Here is a 20,861-nt window from a genome sequence, read left to right as displayed (position 1 = left end):
TTCCGTAAGGAGATTACTTAACATGCCATCTATCGTACCTGGTTTAAACACCGACCAAATCGCCAGCCTGCAGACCAATCAGATCGCGTTTCTGACGACTGCGGATATCGTGCTGCTCACCACCTTGCAAATGACCGCATGGAGCACCGCGCAGCTCAGCGCTTTTGGCACCAGCCAGTTACGGGCCCTGTCCACCCAGAATCTGCAGGCGCTCAACACGCAGCAGCTCGGTTATGGCTTCACCACCAAACAGATCGCCGCGCTGACCACGGGCCAGATCGTCAGCCTGAGCACCAACCAGCTGGTGAATGGCTTGACCACCGACCAGTTCTCCTCGCTGGCGACCGTGCAGCTGGCCGCGCTCGGCACCCAGCAATTGTCCATCGTCGGCACCGACGACATCGCCGCGCTGCGCAGCAGCCAGCTGGCGGCGCTGAGCACCGCGCAAGTGCGCTCGCTGACCACCGACCAGATCGTCTCCCTGAGCAGCAGCCAGGCCGCCTCGCTGCAAACCCGCCAGATCGCCGCGCTGAGCAGCAACCAGCTGGCCGCCATCGACACCGACGACATCGCCGCGCTCGGCACGCAGCAACTGAACGCGCTGGCCACCAGCCAGCTGGGCGCGCTGACCACGGCGCAGATGGCCGCGCTGCGCACCGCGCAAAGCAGCAACCTGTCGACGCTGCAAATCAGCGCCCTCGGCACCGACCAGCTGGCCGCGCTGGGCACCGACGGCTTCGCCGCGCTGAAGACCGCGCAGATCGCCGCGCTGACCACCAAGCAATTCGCCGCCCTCAGCACCGACCAGATCGTCGCGCTGACCACCGCGCAAACCGCCGCGCTGACCACGCTGCAGCTGGGCCAGATGTCCAGCGCCCAGCTGGCCGCGATGGAAACCCAGGACTTCGCCGCGCTCAAGAGCCAGCAGCTGAACGCGCTGAGCACCGCCACCACCGCCGTGCTGAGCACCGACCAGGTCGCCGCGCTGACCACGGCCCAGATCGCCGCCATGCGCAGCAGCCAGCTGCGCGGCCTGTCCACCGACCAGATCGTCGCGCTGACCAGCGCGCAAGCGGCCGCGCTGGGCACGCAGCAAATCATCGTGCTGACCTCCGACCAGGTGGCCGCCATCGAAACGCGCGACCTGGCCGCGATGAAGACGGCCCAGGTAGCCGCCTTCACCACCGCCCAGATCAACGCGCTGGGCACGGCACAACTGGCCGGCCTGACGACCGCGCAAGCGGCCGGCCTGGCCACGCAACAACTGGCGGCCCTGGGCACCACGCTGCTGGCCGCGATGGAAACGCAAGACCTGGCCGCGCTGCGCACCCTGCAGATCGCCGCCCTGGCCACCAGCGGCATCGCCGCGCTCGGCACCGACCAGGTCGTCGCGCTGACCTCGCTGCAAATGGGCGCGCTGAAGACCGCGCAACTGGCCGCGCTGGGCACCGACCAGATCGCCGCGCTGAACACCGCACACATCGCCGGCCTGGCCTCGCAGCAAGTCGCCGCGCTGTCGACCGCGCAGTTGAGCGTGCTGAGCACCGCCAACCTGGCCGCGCTGAAAACCCAGCAGCTGGCCGCCATGGGCACCAGCCAGATCGCCTCGCTCAGCACCGACCAGATCGTCGCGCTGAAGACCGCGCAAGCCAACGCGCTGAGCTCGCTGCAACTGTCGGCGCTGTCCAGCGACCAGTTGAACGCGATGAGCACGCAAGACCTGGCCGCCTTGCGCACCCAGCAGCTGGGTGGCCTGAGCACCAGCAATGTCCAAAGCCTCACCACCGACCAGATCGCCGCGCTGACCACGGCCCAGGTGGCCGCGCTGAGCACCCAGCAGATCGCCGCGCTCGACACCAAGCAGATCGTCGCGCTGAGCACCGGCCAGGCCGGCGCGCTGACCACGCGCCAGATCGCCGCCCTGGGCAGCAACCAGCTCGCCGCGCTGGAAACCCGCGACCTCGCCGCGCTGAGGACCGCGCAACTGGCGGCCTTCAGCACCGCCCAAATCGCCGCGCTGGGCACCGACCAGATCGTCGGCCTGGGCTCGCTGCAAGTGGCGTCGCTGGCCACCCAGCTGATCGCCGCGCTCAGCACCGACCAGGTCGCCGCGATGGAAACCCAGGACCTGGTGGCGCTGAAATCGCAGCAGGCCGCCGCCCTGAGCAGCAACGCCGTCGCCGCGCTGACCACGGCGCAGTTCGCGTCGCTGTCCAGCGTCCAGCTGAGCAACTTCACCACCGCCCAGGTCGCCGCACTGACCACCGACCAGATCGTCGCGCTGACCACCGCCCAGGCCGCCGCGCTGAGCACGCGTGAAATCGCCGCGCTGTCGACCAACCAGCTGAACGCGCTGGAAACGGCCGACTTCGCCGCACTGAAAACCGCGCAGATCGTCGCCCTGAGCTCGGCCCAGGTGGCCGCGCTGAGCACCGACCTGATCGTCGCCCTGACCACCGCGCAAGCGGGCGCGTTGACGCCGGCCCAGCTGAACGCGCTGAGCACCGACCAGCTGAACGCGATGGAAACCCAGGACTTCGCCGCGCTGCAGACCAGCCAGCTGCTGGGCCTGGGCACCAAGGCCGTCGCCACGCTGACCGTCGGCCAGGTGGCCGCGCTGAAGACCGCGCAGATCGCGCAACTGACGTCCGACCAGATCCACGTGCTCAACTCCGCCCAGCTGGGCGCGCTGAACACCGCGCAAGTGAACGCCTTCAGCACCGCCCAGATCGGCTACCTGCTGACCGAACAGGTGGCCGTGCTGACCACCACCGACTGGGCCTCGCTGAAATCGAGCCAGCTCAACGCGCTGGGCTCGAACCAGCTGGCCGCCGTCACCACCGACCAGATCGTCGCGCTGACCTCGCTGCAAGCGGGCGCGCTGTCGACCCAGCAGATCGCCCTGCTGTCCACCGACCAGATCGTCGCGCTGGAAACGGCCGACCTGTCGGCGCTGAAGACGCAACAAGTGCTGGCCCTGGGCACGAACGCCGTGGCCGCCATCACCACGGCCCAGTTGCAAGCGATGAAGACCCAGCAGCTGGCCACCCTGGGCAGCAAGCAGCTGGCCGCGCTGAGCACCGACCAGATCGTCGCGCTGACCACCGTCCAGGCCAGCAACCTGGGCAGCCAGCAGATCGCCGCGCTGTCCAGCGATCAATTGCTGGCCATCGAAACCGAGGACCTGGCCGCGCTGAAGACCGCGCAACTGGCCGCCCTCGGCACCAACCAGGTAAGCCTGCTGAGCACCGACCAGATCGTCGCACTGACCAGCGCGCAATTCGCCAGCCTGAGCACGCGCCAGCTGCAAGCGCTGGGCACCAGCCAGATCGTGGCGATGGAAACCCGCGACCTGGCCGCGCTGCGCACCGCCCAGATCGCCGGCCTGAGCAGCGACCACCTGAACGCGCTGGGCAGCACCCAGCTGCAAGCCCTGACCACGGCCCAGCTGGCCGCGCTGGGCAGCAGCCAGTTGCAGTCCTTGGGCACCGCGCAGATCGCCAACCTGAGCACCGTCCAGGTCTACAGCCTGGTGACGGCGCAAGTGGCCATGCTGAGCAGCGACCAGTTGGTCGCGCTGGGCACGCAAGGCTTGTCGCTGATGAAGACCGCGCAGATCGCCGCGCTGAAGACGTCGCAGATCGCCACGCTCAACAGCGACCAGATCGCCGCGCTGACCACCCTGCAGGTCGGCAACCTGGGCACGCAGCAGATCGCCGCCCTCAGCAGCGACCAATTGAACGCGATGGAAAGCCAGGACTTCGCCGCCCTGAAGACGGCGCAGTTCGCCGCGCTGGGCACCGACGTCATCGCCAGCCTCACCACCACCCAGATCGCCGCGCTGACCACCGCGCAAGTAGCCAGCCTGAGCACGCGCCAGCTGAGCGCGCTCGGCACCGCGCAATTGCAAGTGTTCTCCAGCGCCGACATCGCCGCGCTGCGCACCGCGCAAATCCTGGCCTTGAGCACCGACCAGCTCGATGCGCTGGGCAGCGACCAGTTCCGCGCCCTGAGCATCGCGCAATTGGGCGCCTTGAGCAGCGCCCAGTTCCAGTCGCTGACCACCGACCAGATCGTCGCGCTGAGCACGCAGCAGGCGGCCAATCTCGGCACCGCCCAGGTGCGCGCGCTGAGCGCCACCCAGCTGGCCGCGCTGGAAACGCAAGACCTGGCCGCCTTCAAGACCGCGCAGGTCGCCGCGCTCGGCACCAGCCAGTTCATCCTGCTCAGCAGCGACCAGATCGCCGGCCTGACCGCGGCGCAAGTGGCCTCGCTGACTTCGCAGCAATTGACGGCGCTGGCCACCGACCAGGTGCGCGCGCTGGAAACCCAGGACCTGGCCGCGCTGCGCACCGCGCAGCTGCAAGCGCTGAGCACCGACCAGCTCGACGCCATCAGCACCGACCAGTTGCAAGCGATGACGGCGGCCCAGCTGGCCTCGCTGAGCACCGCGCAATTCCAGGGCTTGCAGACCTCACAGATCACCTCGCTGACCACGGCGCAAGTGGCCGCGCTGGCCACCGCCCAGGTCGCCAGCCTGACCGCCGGCCAGTTGGCCGCGCTGAACACCGACGAAATCGCCGCGCTGAAAACGGTGCAGATCAACGCCCTGCGCACCGCGCAGATCACGCTGCTGAGCACCGACCAGATCATGGCGCTGACCAGCAGCCAGGTCGGCTCGATGACGACCGGCCAGCTGTCCTCGCTGTCGTCCGACCAGATCGGCGCGCTGAGCACGGCCGACTTCGCCGCACTGAGCGCCGCCCAGCTGGCCGCGCTGGGCGCGCTGAGCAACCTGACCACCGACCAGATCCAGGCGCTGACGCTGAACCAGATCGCCGGCCTGACCACCGACCAGATTGCCGCCTTCACCACCAACCAGATCGTCGCACTGACCACGCGCCAGATCGCCAGCGTAAGCACCGCCGACCTTTCCGTGCTGAGCAGCGACCAGCTGCGCGCGCTGGAACTGGAAGACCTGGCCGCGATGAAAACCGCGCAGATCGCCGCGCTCAAGACGCTGCAGATCACCCAGCTGACCACCGACCAGGTGCAGGCGCTGACCACGGCGCAGGCGGCCGGCCTGTCCACCGGCCAGATCGCCGCGCTGACCACCGACCAGGTGCAGGTGCTGACCAGCGATGAGCTCGTCGCGCTGAAGACCGCGCAAATCGCCGCCCTCGGCAGCGACCAGATCGCCTCGCTGGGGCTGACCCAGGTGCAGAGCCTGGGCGCGACCCAGTTGAACGCCTTCAGCAGCGCCCAGGTCCAGTCACTGAGCTCGGACCAGATCGTCGCGCTGACCACCCAGCAATTCCAGGCGCTGGGCACGGCCCAGGTGGCCGCGCTGAGCACGCAACAGCTGGGCGCGATTGAAACCGAAGACCTGGCCGCGCTGAAGACCGCGCAGATCGCCGCCCTCGGCACCGGCCAGCTGCAGGCGCTGGCGGCCGACCGCATCGCCGCGCTGACCACGGCGCAGGCGCAGGCGCTGACCACCAACCAGCTGCTGGCGCTGAGCTCGGCACAAATCCAGGCCTTGAACACCGACGACCTGGCCGCGCTGAAAGCCGCGCAGTTCGCCGCCTTCGGCAGCGACCAGCTCAACGCGCTGAGCGTCGACCAGTTGCAGAGCCTGGGCTCGACCCAGCTCAACGCGCTGACCACGGCGCAATTCCGCGCGCTCAGCAGCGACCAGATCGTGCAGCTGACCACGCAGCAATACGCGCAACTGGGCACGGCGCAACTGGCCGCCCTCAGCTCCGACCAACTGGCCGCGCTGGAACTGGACGACCTGGCCGCGCTGCTGTCCAACCAGATCCAGGCGCTGGGCACCTTGCAGATCAGCCAGCTGGACCTGGCCCACATCGCCGCGCTGACCACGCTGCAGGCGGCCGCGCTGAGCAGCAACCAGCTGCTGGCGCTGTCGACCGACCAGTTGCAATCGATCACCACCGACGACCTGCAGGCGCTGAAGACCGCGCAAGTGCAGGCGCTGAGCACCAACCAGCTGATCTCGCTGACGATGGACCAGCTGCAAAACCTGACCACGGCGCAGATGGACGCGCTGACCTCGGCCCAGGCCGCCTCGCTGACCACCGCGCAGATCGCCGCGCTGACCACGCTGCAAGTGGACAACCTGGCGACCCGCCAGCTGGGCGCGCTGGGCAGCAACCAGATCGCCGCCATCAGCACCGACAACTTCGCCACGCTGTCGAGCACGCAGATCGGCGCGCTCAACGCCACCCAGTTCGGCGCCATCACCACCGACCAGATCGTCGCCCTGAGCAGCATGCAGGCCGCCTCGCTAAGCACCGCGCAAGTGGCCGCCCTCAGCAGCGACCAGCTGGACGCGCTGGAAACGGCCGACTTCGCCGCGCTGAAATCGTCGCAGATCGCCGCCATCGGCAGCGCCAACATCGCCGCCCTGACCACCGACCTGGTCAGCGCCCTGGGCACGGCGCAAATCGTCGGCCTGAACAACGGCCAGATCGCCGCGCTGAGCACCGACCACATCGCCGTGCTGGGCACCGCCCAGGTCGGCACGCTGAGCACCACGCAGATCACCGCCCTCAGCACCAACCAGATCGTTGCGCTCAGCACCATGGACTTCGTGGCGCTGCGCAGCAACCAGCTGGCTGCGTTCAGCACGGCCCAGTTCGCCGCGCTGACCAGCGACCAGCTGAACGCCCTGTCGACCAGCGCCTTCACCGGCCTGAGCACGCAGATGCTGGCCTCGCTGACGGCCGCGCAATTCGGCCAGCTGAGCACTACGCAGGTCGCCGCGCTGACCTCGCTGCAAGCGCCGTCGCTGAGCACCGACCAGCTGGGTGCGCTGAGCACCGACCAGTTCGCCGCGCTGGGCACCAGCGCCGTCAGCCACCTGCTGGCCGCGCAGTTCGGCAGCCTGGGCACCGACCAGATCGTCGCGCTGAGCACGGCGCAAGTCCGCTCGCTGAGCAGCGTGCAACTGACCGCGCTGACCAGCAACCAGGTCAGCGCCCTGGAAACGGCCGACCTGGCCGCGCTGAGCAGCGCGCAAGTGACCACGCTGGGCAGCGACCAGTTGCTGGCCCTGCTGACCGACCAGTTCGCCTCGCTGGGCACCGCCCAGGTCGCGGCCTTGACGACCGACCAGGTCGCCGGCGGCTTGAGCACCAGCCAGATCGTCGCCCTGACCACGGCGCAAGCCGCGTCGCTGGCGACGCGCCAGGTGGCCGCGCTCACCACGGCCCAGATCGCCGCGCTGGAAACGGCCGACCTGTCGTCCTTCAGCACGCGCCAGATGGTGGCCCTGGGCAGCGACCAGATCGCCGTGCTGGGCAGCGACCAGCTGAACGCGCTGACCACGGCCGAACTGGCCGCGCTGACCACCAGCCAGCTCAGCAACGGCCTCGGCACGACCCAGCTGGCCGCGCTGGACAGCGCCCACATCGCGGCCCTGGGCACGGCCCAGCTGGCCTACGGCCTGGGCAGCGACGCCATCGCCGCCCTGACCACCGACCAGATCGTCGCGCTGCGCACCGCCCAGACCGTCGCGCTCGGCACCAGCCAGGTGCAGGCGCTGACGACCGACCAGATCGTCGCGCTGAGCACCGCGCAGGCATCGACGCTGAGCACGCAGCAAGTCGCCTCGCTCACCACCGACCAGATCGTCGCGCTGGAAACCGCGGACTTGAACGCCATGGGCACGCGCCAGATCGCCGCCCTCGGCACGTCGCAGATCGCCTTCCTCGGCAGCGCCCAGCTCAACGCGCTGAGCCTGACGCAACTGGCCGCCTTCAGCACCGCCCAGCTGGCCAACGGTTTGCAGGTCAACCAGGTGGCGGCGCTCGATACCGACCACATCGCCGCGCTCAGCACTGCGCAGCTGGCCTACGGCCTGACCATCAACAACCTGCTGGCCCTGACCAGCGACCAGATCCGCGCGCTGAAAACCGCGCAGCTCGCCGCGCTGACCACCGCCCAGGCCAGCAGCCTGTCCACCGACCAGATCGCCGCGTTGCAGACGGCCCAGATCACCGGCCTGTCCACCGCGCAAATGCCGACGCTGACCGCCGACCAATTGGCCGCGCTGAGCACCGCGCAAGTGGCGGCGCTGGACACGCAAGACCTGGCCGCGCTGACCGCCAGCCAGTTCACCGGCCTGTCCACCGACCAGACCGTCGCGCTGACGACGGCGCAGATCCGCGGCCTGAAAACCGCGCAGATCGCCGCCATCGACGTACCGCAAGTCAACGTCCTCAGCACCGACCAGATCGCCGCGCTGAGCACCGCGCAAGCGGCCTCGCTGAGCATCAACGCCATCGTCGCGCTGTCGACCAACCAGATCGGCGCCTTGCAGACGGCCGACGTGGCCGCGCTGGGCACCTTGCAGGTGAGCAGCCTGGACGTCAGCCAACTGGCCGGCCTCAACACCGCACAGATACAGGCGCTGACCAGCCTGCAACTGGGCGCGATGACGGCCGACCAGATGTTCGCGCTGAGCACCAGCCAGATCGCCGCCCTGCGCACCGCGCAGATCGGCTACCTGAACACCACGCAACTGGCCGCGCTGTCGAACACGCAGATCCAGGCGCTGACCACGGCGCAGGTCGCCAGCATCAAGCTCAGCCAGATCACCGCGCTGACGGTGGACCAGATGGCCGCGTTCAGCACCGACCAGCTGCAAGCCGTGACCACCTCGCAGGTCCAGACGCTGACCAGCACCCAGCTCAACGCGCTGACCGGCACGCAGGCGGCGGCGCTGACCACCGCGCAGATGGCGGCGCTGAAAAACGCCCAGATCGCCGCGCTGACCATCGACCAGATCAACGCCTTCACCACCACGCAGCTGGGCGCCTGGACCACCAGCCAGCTCGGTTCGCTGACGGCGACGCAGATCGGCTACCTGTCGACCACGCAGATCGCCGGCCTGACCAATGCGCAAGTGGCGGGCCTGAAAACCAGCCAGCTGATCGTCTTCACCACCGACCAGATCGCCGCCTTCACGGCCGGCCAGGTGCCGTCGCTGACCACGGCCGGCCTGGCCGCGCTCAGCGTCACCCAGGCCAACGCCTTCACCGGCGGCCAGGTCGGCGCGATGTCGGTCACGCAGACCATGGCGCTGAACGCCTCGTCGACCAACTACGCCACGCCGCTGGTGCTGGACCTGGACGGCAACGGCGTGCGGACGCTGGGCATCGCGGCCGGCGTGCAGTTCGACATCCGCGCCGAGGGCAAGAAGGTCAGCACCGGCTGGGTCGACGCCCACGACGGCTTGCTGGCCCTGGACCGCAATGGCGACGGCGTCATCAACGACGGCGGCGAGCTGTTCGGCAGCGCCACCACGCTGGCGGACGGCGGCAAGGCCGCCGACGGCTACGCCGCGCTGAAGTCGCTCGACAGCAACGGCGACGGCCAGATCACCAAGGCCGACAGCGCCTTCGGCGCGCTGCGGGTCTGGGTGGACGGCAACTCCGACGGCATCAGCCAGGCGGACGAGCTGAAGACGCTGGACCAGCTGGGCATCGCCGCCATCGGCACCGACGCCAAGCACACGCTGACGCTACAGAACGGCAACGCCATCGGCCTGACGTCGAGCTATACCGGCACCGACGGCAGCACCCACGCCAGCGCCGACGTCTGGTTCCTGGCGCAGAAGACGGCGACCACGGCCGCGGCCACGCTGCAACAGCAGGTAAGCGGCCTGAGCAACGCGATGGCGAGCTATGCCAGTACGGCCTCTGCGGCGCCTGCGCCACAGGCGGCGCTGGCCAAGCCGAGCGATGCGGCAACAAGCGATGCCAATGCACAAGCACTGGCCGACGCCATGCAGCACTACCGCAGCCGCCAGGCCCTGCAAGGCGCGGCCGCCGCGCTGAGCACCCAGCACGAAGACGCCGCGCGCAACGCCGGCGACTGGTTCAGCGTCCCCAACCGCTAACCCCCTTGGGGGTCAAGTCTGACATTTGGACACGTGCTCAACCGTAGCAAGTCGCTACGGTTGAGCACGTGTCCAAATGTCAGACTTGACCCCCGTTGTTTTTAAGCCTTGCCTATCTGTTGAGCAGGTGGGGTTTTACAGTCTTGCTCCTGAGCCAAAAGTTGCCCCTTACCCTGCGACAAAAAGGTATGATAGTGCGTACCTTTTATGGCTCATCCCATCCTAAGCCTAGCTATGACCGCTCAAGTACCTGCCGCACCCGCTCCCATCGATAACAGCCCGCTGGGCACCGTTATGGCACTGGCCGTCAAGGGCGCGCTGTCCATCGGCGACCTGTTCGGCGCCGCCGCCGTGTTGCAGGAAAGCGGGCAACTGCCCGCCGCCATCGCCCTGTACCGCGCCTGGATCGACCATACGCCGTCGCCGCTGGTCTATGCCGCCTGCTTCAACCTGGCCGTGGTGCTGTCCAATTCCGGCGACGACCCCGGCGCCGAAGCCGTGCTGCGCAAGGCCATCGCCCAGAACCCCGGCTTCGTCGAAGCCCGCCTCAACCTCGGCACCCTGCTCGAACGCACCGGCCGCCCGGAAGACGCGCTGGCGATGTGGAAGACCATCCTCACCGATGAGGTGCAGCCGGATATCAAGACCAATCCGACCCTGTACGTGCAAACCCTGAACAACCTCGGCCGCCTGCTGGAAATCCGCAAGCGCTATCCCGAGGCCGAAGCCATGCTGGCGCTGAGCCTGCGCGTCGATCCGCAACAGGCCAACGTCATGACCCACTGGGTCCACCTGCGCCAGAAACAGTGCGAATGGCCGGTCTACAGCGGCCTCGAACACATCTCGGTCGCTACCATGATGGAGGGCACTTCGGCGCTGGCCATGCTCAGCGCCTCGGCCGACCCGGCCCAGCAGCTGGCCGCCGCGCGCCGCTTCGTCAACGAGAAAGTCAACGCCGCCGTCGCGCCGCTGACCGGCCAGCACGGCTACGGCCACGGCCGCCTGCGCATCGGCTACCTGTCGTCGGACTTCTGCTCGCACGCGGTCTCCATCCTGACCGCCGAGCTGTACGAGCTGCACGACCGCAGCAAGTTCGAGGTCTACGCCTTCAGCTGGAGCCGCGAGGACGGTTCGCCGATCCGCGCCCGCGTGGTCAAGGCCATGGACCACTACATCCGCATCGACCAGCTGACCGACGAGCAGGCCGCGCGCACCATCCGCGCCCACGAAATCGACATCCTGGTCGACCTGCACGGCCTGACGCTGGGCGCGCGCCCCAACATCCTGGCCTACCGCCCGGCGCCGGTGCAGCTGACCTACCTCGGCTTCCCCGGCAGCACCGGCCTGCCCGGCGTCGACTACGTGATCGCCGACGAATTCCTGATCACGCCGGAAATGACCAAGGACTTCACCGAAAAGCCGCTGTACCTGCCGGACACCTTCCAGATCAACGACCGCCAGCGCCTGATCGCCGCCAAGCCGACCCGCGCCAGCGTCAACCTGCCGGAAGACGCCTTCGTCTTCGTCTCGTTCAACAACAACTTCAAGTTCACGCCCGACCTGTTCTCGGTGTGGATGAACATCCTGCGCCGCGTGCCGAACAGCGTGCTGTGGCTGGTGGCCGACTACCCGGAAGTGCGCGAGAACCTGTACCGCTACGCCGAGGAAGCCGGCATCGACCGCAACCGCCTGATCTTCAACAGCCGCGCCGTGCCGGCCGAATACCTGGCGCGCTACCAGCTGGCCGACCTGTTCCTCGACACCTTCCCGTTCAACGCCGGCACCACCGCCAGCGACGCGCTGTGGGCCGGCCTGCCGCTGCTGACCTGCGCCGGCCAGACCTTCTCGTCGCGCATGGCCGGCAGCCTGCTGCGCGCGGTCGACCTGCCGCAGCTGATCACCTACAACTTCGCCGACTACGAAGAGAAGGCCGTGGCGCTGGCCAACGACCCGGCCCGCATCGCCTCGATGAAGCGCCAGCTGGCCGCCAACCGCCTGACCTGCCCGCTGTTCGACAGCCCGCGCTTCGTGCGCAACCTGGAAGCGGCGCTGCAGAAAGTCGCCAAGCCGGCAGCGCCGCGCCTGGCCGCGCCGGAACACGCGGTGCGTCCGCAGGAACCGTCGGAGCACCCCCTGGCCGAACCGGTGCGCATCGCCGACATCCCCATCGTCACCGTGTCCTACAACGCGCCGGACCTGATCGAAGCGCTGCTGCGCACGCTGCGCCAGTTCTACGGCAACCGCGTGTACGTGATCGATGGCTCGAATCCCGATGTCGCCGAGAAAATCCGCGCCATCACCGACGGCGTCGACAACGTCGAGTTCATCCCCTTCGGCTACAACATCCACCACGGCCCCGGCATGGCCTGGGCGCTCAGCCACCTGGGCCTGTCGGGCGAGGTGCTGTTCCTCGACTCCGACGTCGAGATCCTCAAGGCCGGCTTCCTGGAATCGCTGCACAGCGCGCTGCGCCCGGAGATGTACGGCGTCGGCAACGTCCAGTGGGTCAACGAAGTAGGCCACAGCCGCGGCGCCGACGGCATCCCCTACCTGCACCCGGCCTGCATGCTGGTGAACGCCGAAGTGATGCGCCAGTGGCCGCTGCCGATCAAGCACGGCGCGCCGCTGCTGCCGGCCATGCTGGCGATGCACCAGGCCGGCAAGAGCGATCTGCTGCACGGCGTCGACTGGGTGCGCGACGACTTCGCCCGCGAGCCGACCCGCCACTACATCAAGCACGACTGGCAGGGCACGGTGATACGCACCGGCGGCTACCACTACGACCTGCCGAGCGCCAACACCGTCGTCAATACCGACCTGCTGACCTTCATGCCGCCGACCGCGGTCAAGGTGGTGGAGCTGGGCTGCGGCGACGGCGCCTTCGCCAAGGCTTACCGCGCCCGCAACCCGCTGGCCAACTACACCGGCATCGAAGCCGATCCGGCGCCGGCCCAGGCCGCGCGCCCGCACTGCGACTTCGTGTTCAACCTCGACATCGAACACGCCGGCGCCGACCTGTGGGACCACGTGCGCGGCGCCGACTGCTGGGTCATGGACGAGGCGCTGGAAGCGACCGACGACCCGTGGACGCTGCTGCAGAAAATCCGCACCAGCATCGCGCCGGGCGGCCGCATCGTCGCCACCCTCCGCAACTTCCAGCACTGGAGCGTGCAGGCGCGGCTGAACGCCGGCGACATGCGCTACGGCCCTGGCGGCATAGAAAAATCGCGCAAGCGCATCTTCACGCGCGGCGCCATGCTGGAACTGTTCCAGCAGGCCGGCTTCCAGATCGCCGGCGGCAGCGCCCGCATCATCGACGAGCCGGCGCGCGAAAAATACCTGCCGGCGATCCGCATGATGGCCGGCGCCAGCGGCCTCGATCCGGTGGTGGCGGTGGAAGACGCGCTGCCTTGGCAATACATCGTGGTGGCTGTCGCCGCCTAAGCCTGGAGCCTGACATTCTATGAGTTTGCCATTAGTTAGCATCGTTATCCCGTCGTACAAGCCGGGCCACTTCGAGGCCTGCCTGAAGTCGGCGCTGGGCCAGAGCTATCCCAACATCGAGATCCTGGTCAGCGACAACTGCCCGACCGAGGCCATCAAGGACATGTGCGCCAAGTACAGCGGCCTGCTGATCTACCAGCGCAACTCGGCGCTGCGCGAGCAGAACGTGCTGACCGCGCTGTTCGCCGCCAAGGGCCAGCTGATCAAGCCGCTGTTCGACGACGACGTGCTGCATCCGTTCTGCGTCGAGCGCATGGTGGCGACCATGAATATGGACCCGGAGATCCAGCTGGTGTTCTCGTCCTCGCAGGTGATCAACGTCGACAATGAGCGCACCGAGCTGCGCCGCCCCTACCAGGCCAGCGGCAGCATGACGGCGCGCGACATGCAGCGCAGCATGGTGCTGGGCATGCGCAATTTCGTTGGCGAGTTCAGCACCATCATGTTCCGCCGCGAGCGCCTGTGGGAAATCGGCCGCCACCTGTTCCGCTACCACAAGCACGATTGCACGCTGGGCCTGGCCGACGTCGCCGCCTACTTCAACCTGGCGCGCGACGGCAAGGTGTTCTACATCGACGAAGAGCTGTCCTACTTCCGCCACGACCAGCGGCTGGAATCGAACAGCAACGTCAACAGCAATCCGAATTTCGGCTACTGCTTCTCCGACTACATCGACCTGCTGATCGAATCGTGCGACATCGGCCTGGTCGCGCCGGAAGAGCTGGTGGTGATGCAGACGACGGTGGACGACGTGGCCGCCCGCCTGAGCGGCATCTTCCCCATGGTCGGCCGTTCGCAACAACGCTTCCACGACGTGCTGGCGGCGCAAAGCACGGGAGCCGCATCATGATGGACCAGTGCCGGCTGATCGACCTGCCGCCGCACCACGACGTGCGCGGCAACCTGTCGGTGATCGAGGGCGGCGTGCACATCCCCTTCGACATCAAGCGCGTCTACTACCTGTACGACGTGCCGGGCGGCTCGGCGCGCGCCGGCCACGGCCACATCGAGCTGCAGCAGCTGTTCGTCGCCATGTCGGGCAGCTTCGACGTCATCGTCGACGACGGCTACGAGCGCAAGAAGTTCACGCTCAACCGCTCCTACTACGGCCTGTACGTGCCCGGCATGATGTGGCGCGAAGTGGAGAACTTCTCGTCCGGCGCGGTGTGCGTGGTGCTGGCCTCGACGCTGTACGACCCCAAAGACTACTACCACGACTACGATGAATTCGTGGCCGCGGCACACCAACCTAAGTGAGTTTTGCCATGAGCGTTCCCTTCCTCGACCTGAAAGCCATCAACCTGTCGCAAGCCGACGAACTGGAAGCCGCCTTCAAGCGCGTGCTGCATTCGGGCTGGTACATCCTCGGCGGCGAGACCAGCGCCTTCGAAGCCAGCTTCGCCGCCTATTGCAAGAGCAAGCACGGCATCGGCGTGGCCAACGGCCTGGACGCGATCTTCATGATACTCAAGGCCTACGGCATCGGCCCCGGCGACGAGGTGATCGTGCCGTCCAACACCTTCATCGCCACCTGGCTGGCGGTCAGCGACTGCGGCGCCACGCCGATCCCGGTCGAGCCGACCGCCGACGGCTTCAACATCGACCCGGCCCGCGTGGAGGCGGCCATCACGCCGCGCACCAAGGCCATCATGCCGGTCCACCTGTACGGCCAGACCGCCGACATGGACCCGCTGATCGCGCTGGCGGCCAAGCACGGCCTGAAGGTGATCGAGGACGCGGCCCAGGCCCACGGCGCGCTGTACCGCGGCCGCGTGGCGGGCCAGCTGGGCGACGCCGCCGCCTTCAGCTTCTATCCGGGCAAGAACCTGGGCGCGCTGGGCGACGGCGGCGCCGTCACCACCGGCGACGACGAGCTGGCCGATAAAATCCGCACGCTGCGCAACTACGGTTCCAAGGTCAAGTACTACAACGAGGTGCCGGGCTATAACTCGCGCCTGGACGAGGTGCAGTCGGCGCTGCTGAGCGTCAAGCTGCCCAAGCTGGACGGCGACAACGCCAAGCGCCGCGCCATCGCCGCCATCTACCAGCGCGAGCTGGCCGGCATCGACGGCCTGGCGCTGCCGCACGTGCCGGAGTGGGCCGAGCCGGTATGGCACGTCTACGTGATCCGCCACGCCCGGCGCGACGCGCTGGCCAAGGCGCTGGCCGAACAGGGCATAGGCACCATCGTCCACTATCCGGTGCCGCCGCATCTGCAACCGGCCTACGCCCACCTGGGCTACAAGCAGGGCGACTTCCCGCTGGCCGAAGCCATCCACAAAGAAGTGCTGAGCCTGCCGATGGGCCCGACCATGACGGCCGAACAGGCGATGGAAGTGGTGGCGGCGGTGCGCAAGTTCTGCGCGGCATAGGTATATAAACTCCGTACACAGGGAACATCATGATTCATCCGAGCGCCATCGTCTCGCCCAAGGCCAAGCTGGGGGACGGCGTCAGCGTCGGCCCGTTCACCATCATCCATGACAACGTGGAGATCGGCGCCGGCTCGGTCATCGACAGTTACTGCGAGATCGGCTACCCGACCCCGCTGGCCGACGGCCAGCCGCTGGTGATCGGCGCCGGCGCGCGCATCCGCTCGCATTCGGTGTTCTACGAAGGCTCGCGCTTCGGCGACAAGCTCGTCACCGGCCACCGCGTGGTGGTGCGCGAGAAAACCGTGGCCGGCATCGCCTTCCAGATCGGCACCATGAACGATATCCAGGGCGACTGCGTCATCGGCGACTACGTGCGCTGCCAGTCCAACGTCTTCATCGGCAAGATGTCCAAGGTCGGCAACTTCGTCTGGCTGCTGCCGTACGTGGTGCTGACCAACGATCCCCATCCGCCGAGCAATGTGCTGGTCGGCGCCACCATCGGCGACTACGCCGCCATCGCGGCGATGTCGGTGATACTGCCGGGCGTGACCGTGGGCGAGCGCGCGCTGGTGGCCGCGCACAGCAAGGTGCACCGCGACGTCGCGCCGCACACGGTGGTGGCCGGCAATCCGGCGCAATTCCTGTGCGACGCCAGCAAGATCAAACTGAAGGACGGCAGCGGCGCTCCGGCCTATCCGTGGACCACGCATTTCAAGCGCGGCTATCCGGCCGACATCACCGCCGGCTGGGACGCGGCCCAACCATGAACGTCGCCGGCACACCCTACGCCCAGTGGATGAAGCAGGCGGGACGCGGCAACATGACGATCCCGCAGCTGTTCGACGCCGCCGCCGCGCTGCAAAAGCAGGGGCAGCCGCAGCAGGCGATCGCCCTGTACCGTTGCTGGATCGAGCACGGCGCCCGCCAGCCGCTGGCGTACGCGGCCTGGTTCAACCTCGGCGCGCTGCTGGCCGCCGACGCCGACGACGCCAGCGCCGAAGCGGCCTACCGCAAGTGCATCGCGCTGCATCCGCGCTTCGTCGAAGGCCGGCTCAATCTCGGCACGCTGCTGGAGCGCCAGGGCCAGCCGGAGGAAGCGCTGGCGATGTGGCGCACCATCCTCGGCCCGGCCGTCAAGATCGACCAGAAAGCCAGCCGCACCCAGTACCTGCAGACGCTGAACAATCTCGGCCGCCTGCTGGAAATCCAGAAGCAGTATCCCGAAGCGGAAGCCATGCTGGCGCAAAGCCTGACCGTGGAACCGGACCAGCCGCACGTGATGACGCACTGGGTGCACCTGCGCCAGAAGCAGTGCCACTGGCCGACCTGGGCCGGCCTGCCGCACATCAGCCGCAAGCAGATGGAAGACGGCGCCTCGGCGCTGGCGATGCTGAGCCTGACCGACGACCCGGCGCTGCAAGCCGCGGCCGCCGCCCGCTTCGTGGCCGAGAAAATCGACACCACCGTGGCGTCGCTGACCGGCCCCGCGGGCCAGGGCTCCAGCTACGGCCACGAGCGCCTGCGCGTGGGCTATCTGTCGTCGGACCTGTGCTCGCACGCGGTGTCCATCCTGACGGCCGAGCTGTACGGCCTGCACGACCGCAGCCGGTTCGAAGTCTACGCCTTCAGCTGGAGCCGCGAAGACGGCTCGCCGCTGCGCGCCCGCGTCAAGGCCGGCATGGACCACTACATTCCGATACACGCGCTGAGCGACCAGCAGGCCGCGCAGCTGATACGCTCGCACGAGATCGACATCCTGGTCGACCTGCACGGCCTGACGTCCGGCGCGCGCCCGCAGATCCTGGCTTACCGTCCGGCGCCGGTGCAGATGACGTGGCTGGGCTTCCCCGGCACCACCGGCCTGCCCGGCATCGACTACGTGATCGCCGACGAGTTCCTGATCACGCCGGACATGCGGAAGGACTTCACCGAACAGCCGCTGTACCTGCCGGACACCTTCCAGATCAACGACCGCCAGCGCCTGATCGGCAACAAGCCGACCCGCGCCAGCGTCAAGCTGCCGGAGGACGCCTTCGTCTTCTGCTCGTTCAACAACAGCTACAAGTTCAAGCCCGAACTATTCGCGCACTGGATGAACATCCTGCGCCGCGTGCCGGGCAGCGTGCTGTGGCTGGTGGCCGACACGCCGCTGGTGGCCGACAACCTGAAGCGCCACGCCGCCGAAGACGGCATCGACACGGAGCGGCTGATCTTCGCCGAACGCGCGCTGCCGGCCGACTACCTGGCGCGCTACCAGCTAGCCGACCTGTTCCTGGACACCTACCCGTTCAATGCAGGCACCACCGCCAGCGACGCGCTGTGGGCAGGCCTGCCGCTGCTGACCTGCGCCGGCCCTACCTTCGCGTCGCGCATGGCGGGCAGCCTGCTGCGCGCGGTCGACCTGCCGCAGCTGATCACCTACAACTTCGCCGACTACGAAGAGCAGGCGGTGGCGCTCGCCAACGACCCGGCCGGCATCGCCGCCATGAAGCGCCAGCTCATCGACAACCGCCTGCGCTGCGCCCTGTTCGACACCCCGCGCCTGGTGCGCAACCTGGAAGCGGCCATGCAGCGCGTGGCCCGTCCGGCCGCCGCGCAGAATGCCGCCCCCGCCAACACCACGAAAGCAGCCATGAATATCGACCAGATCCCGATGATCGCGGTGTCCTACAACGCACCCGACCTGATCGCCTCGCTGCTGGGCACCTTCCGCCAGTTCTATCCGCACAACCCGATCACCATCATCGACGGTTCGGCGCCGGAGATCGCCCAGCAGATCGCGCCCATCGCCGCCCAGTACCAGGGCGTGCGCTTCATCCCCTTCGGCTACAACATCCACCACGGCCCCGGCATGGCGTGGGCGATCGAGAACCTGGAGCTGTCGGGCCGCGTGCTGTTCCTCGATTCCGACGTCGAGATCCTCAAGCGCGGCTTCCTCGAATCGATGGCGGAAACCCTGGAACCGCATATGTACGGCGTCGGCAACGTCACGCCGGTCAACGCCGACGGCCAGCCCTACGGCGAAGGCAGCATGCCCTACCTGCACCCGGCCTGCATGCTGACCAACATCGAAGTGGTGCGCCAGTGGCCGCTGCCGGTCAAGCACGGCGCGCCGATGCTGCCGTCCATGGTGGCGATGGCGCAAGCCGGCAAGAGCGACCAGCTGATGCGCAACATCGCCTGGGTCAACAACGATTTCAGCGACCAGCCGGCGCAGCGCATCTTCATCCGCCACGACTGGCAGGGCACGGTGCGCCGCACCGGCGGCTACCACTACGACAAGCCTGCGGCCACGGTGCAGATCAACCAGCAGCTGCTGGACTTCATGCCGGCGGCGGTCAAGGTGGTGCAGCTGGGCTGCGGCGACGGCGCCTTCGCCAAGGCCTACAAGCAGCGCCACCCGCTGTGCAACTACACCGGCATCGAGCGCGACGCCATCGCCGCCGAGCAGGCGCGCGCGCACTGCGATTTCGTCTACAGCCAGGACATCGAAACCCCGGACCCGCAGCGCGAGCGCCAGCTGGCGCAGGCCGACTGCTGGGTGCTGGACGGCGCGCTGGAACGCGTGCGCGATCCGTGGGCGCTGCTCAAGTCCATCCGCGCCAGCATGGCGCCGGGCGGCACGCTGGTGCTGTCGGTGCGCAACCTGCAGCACTGGAGCACCCAGGTGCGGCTGAACATGGGCGACTTCCGCTACCGCGCCGACGGCGTGCTGCAGCAGGACGAGCTGCGCGCCTTCACCCGCGGCTCGCTGCTGGAACTGCTGCAGCAGAGCGGCTTCCGCCTCAGCGGCGGCATCCCGGTGGTGTTCAACGAGCCTGGCAGCGCGGTGTTCCTGCCCATCCTGCGCCAGCTGGCCCAGGCCAGCGGCAGCGATCCCGAACTGGCCGTGCAGGACGCGCTGGCGCAGCGCTACATCGTCACCGCCGTGCCGGCCTGACCGCCATGAAGATACTCATCATCGGCGGTTCCAACTCGCTGCTCAAGGACGGCTACGTCACGCACCTGGCGCAGTCGCTGCAAGGCTATGCGGAGGCCGAGATCATCCAGATTTCGGTCGGCGCCACCACCTCGCTGTCGGCCATCGGCCGGCTGTACGAAACCTATGCCGGCACGCCGGTGGACGTGGTGCTGTACGAATACTCGATCAACGACACCGGCCACTTCGCGCCCCGCCCCGGCGGCGCCGATTCCTGGCTGTTCTGCTTCCACCTGCTGCTCAAGGCCGCCGCCCAGCTGTACCCGACGGCCACCTTCGTACCGCTGGTGCTGGCGCAGCAGCAGCATTTCTCGTCGGCCGCGCCGCATCCAATCTACGATGCGCAGATCCGCGCCTTCCAGGAGCTGGCCTTGCCGGTGATCGACGTGCGCGCCGCGCTGTCGGGGCTGTTCCTGGGCCGCGCGCCGGCCTGGCTGTACCGCGACCCGGCCCATTACGACACACCGCACGCCACCTCCATCGTCGGCGCCATCGTCGCGCAGCGGCTGCTGACGCTGAAGGCGCAGAACGCTGAACCGCTGACGGCCACGTTGGCGCGCTTGCAAACCGTGTCGCCGTTCACGCACTTGCAGGCGATGTACCTGCCCGGCGTCAACCTGGAGCAGTTCACCAGCGGGCCGGTGCAGCGCGCCCATACCGGCAACCGCCTGATGCAGCTGGACTACCTGCGCATGCTGCCGGGCAGCCGGCTGGAACTGAACAGCGAGATGTTCCCGCTGGCGCTGTTCCTGAAATCCGATCCGCAGCACGATGCGCTGCAACTGGAGCTGAGCAGCGACGACGGCCTGGTCTTCAACTCGCGCGTCGCCACCCGCCACGCCGATACCGAGACGCTGCCCTTCGTCTACTCCAGCATCCCGCTGCCGCTGCTGTGGAGCCACAGCCTGCTGCGGCGCTACGGCGCCAGCCGGCTGGCGGTGTCGGTGCCGGAGCAGGCCGGCGGCGCCCAGAGCGGCTTCGACTGCTATGCCGGCGGCCTGCCGAATGCGCCGGAACGCCACCTCGACCTGGTCGGCGTGCTGATGCTGGTCGAGCAGGCCTAAGCTCTTCCCGCCAC

The 20,861-nt window shown here is 68.0% G+C and carries 8 protein-coding genes; all 8 read left to right on the top strand.

Annotated elements, in window-relative coordinates; all coding sequences use genetic code 11:
- Positions 1 to 22: 22 nt before the first annotated feature.
- The 8 genes from DUGA2_RS25210 to DUGA2_RS25175 all read left to right on the top strand — a co-directional run bounded on the left by DUGA2_RS25210 (position 23) and on the right by DUGA2_RS25175 (position 20,847).
- A complete protein-coding gene (locus tag DUGA2_RS25210; RefSeq protein WP_070272173.1) occupies positions 23 to 9,925 on the top strand; it encodes an S-layer family protein in 9,903 nt (3,300 codons plus the stop codon).
- 234 nt (positions 9,926 to 10,159) lie between these two features.
- Positions 10,160 to 13,369: a methyltransferase domain-containing protein gene (locus DUGA2_RS25205; protein WP_070272172.1), complete on the top strand. Its 3,210-nt coding sequence runs from the start codon at positions 10,160 to 10,162 to the stop codon at positions 13,367 to 13,369.
- 19 nt (positions 13,370 to 13,388) lie between these two features.
- On the top strand, positions 13,389 to 14,279 hold the full coding sequence (locus tag DUGA2_RS25200; RefSeq protein WP_070272171.1) for a glycosyltransferase: 891 nt from the start codon (positions 13,389 to 13,391) through the stop codon (positions 14,277 to 14,279).
- A complete protein-coding gene (locus DUGA2_RS25195; protein ID WP_083296470.1) occupies positions 14,276 to 14,686 on the top strand; it encodes an FdtA/QdtA family cupin domain-containing protein in 411 nt (136 codons plus the stop codon). The genes DUGA2_RS25200 and DUGA2_RS25195 overlap by 4 nt, the downstream gene beginning before the upstream one ends.
- 8 nt (positions 14,687 to 14,694) lie before the next feature.
- On the top strand, positions 14,695 to 15,801 hold the full coding sequence (locus DUGA2_RS25190) for a DegT/DnrJ/EryC1/StrS aminotransferase family protein (RefSeq protein WP_070272170.1): 1,107 nt from the start codon (positions 14,695 to 14,697) through the stop codon (positions 15,799 to 15,801).
- A gap of 29 nt (positions 15,802 to 15,830) precedes the next feature.
- On the top strand, positions 15,831 to 16,571 hold the full coding sequence (locus tag DUGA2_RS25185) for an N-acetyltransferase (protein ID WP_070272169.1): 741 nt from the start codon (positions 15,831 to 15,833) through the stop codon (positions 16,569 to 16,571).
- On the top strand, positions 16,568 to 19,744 hold the full coding sequence (locus DUGA2_RS25180) for a methyltransferase domain-containing protein (RefSeq protein WP_070272168.1): 3,177 nt from the start codon (positions 16,568 to 16,570) through the stop codon (positions 19,742 to 19,744). The genes DUGA2_RS25185 and DUGA2_RS25180 overlap by 4 nt, the downstream gene beginning before the upstream one ends.
- Positions 19,745 to 19,749: 5 nt before the next feature.
- Positions 19,750 to 20,847: a hypothetical protein gene (locus DUGA2_RS25175; RefSeq protein ID WP_070272167.1), complete on the top strand. Its 1,098-nt coding sequence runs from the start codon at positions 19,750 to 19,752 to the stop codon at positions 20,845 to 20,847.
- The last annotated feature ends 14 nt before the right edge of the window (positions 20,848 to 20,861 follow it).

This window comes from Duganella sp. HH101 (genome assembly GCF_001758795.1).
GTDB lineage: Bacteria > Pseudomonadota > Gammaproteobacteria > Burkholderiales > Burkholderiaceae_D > Rugamonas > Rugamonas rivuli.
This window is presented reverse-complemented; position numbering and strand designations above follow the sequence as displayed.

Excerpts from the sequence above, each read along its gene's own strand:
- DUGA2_RS25210 (WP_070272173.1), top strand. The coding sequence starts at position 23 with ATGCCATCTATCGTACCTGGTTTAAACACCGACCAAATCGCCAGCCTG.
- DUGA2_RS25205 (WP_070272172.1), top strand. The coding sequence starts at position 10,160 with ATGACCGCTCAAGTACCTGCCGCACCCGCTCCCATCGATAACAGCCCG.
- DUGA2_RS25200 (WP_070272171.1), top strand. The coding sequence starts at position 13,389 with ATGAGTTTGCCATTAGTTAGCATCGTTATCCCGTCGTACAAGCCGGGC.
- DUGA2_RS25195 (WP_083296470.1), top strand. The coding sequence starts at position 14,276 with ATGATGGACCAGTGCCGGCTGATCGACCTGCCGCCGCACCACGACGTG.
- DUGA2_RS25190 (WP_070272170.1), top strand. The coding sequence starts at position 14,695 with ATGAGCGTTCCCTTCCTCGACCTGAAAGCCATCAACCTGTCGCAAGCC.
- DUGA2_RS25185 (WP_070272169.1), top strand. The coding sequence starts at position 15,831 with ATGATTCATCCGAGCGCCATCGTCTCGCCCAAGGCCAAGCTGGGGGAC.
- DUGA2_RS25180 (WP_070272168.1), top strand. The coding sequence starts at position 16,568 with ATGAACGTCGCCGGCACACCCTACGCCCAGTGGATGAAGCAGGCGGGA.
- DUGA2_RS25175 (WP_070272167.1), top strand. The coding sequence starts at position 19,750 with ATGAAGATACTCATCATCGGCGGTTCCAACTCGCTGCTCAAGGACGGC.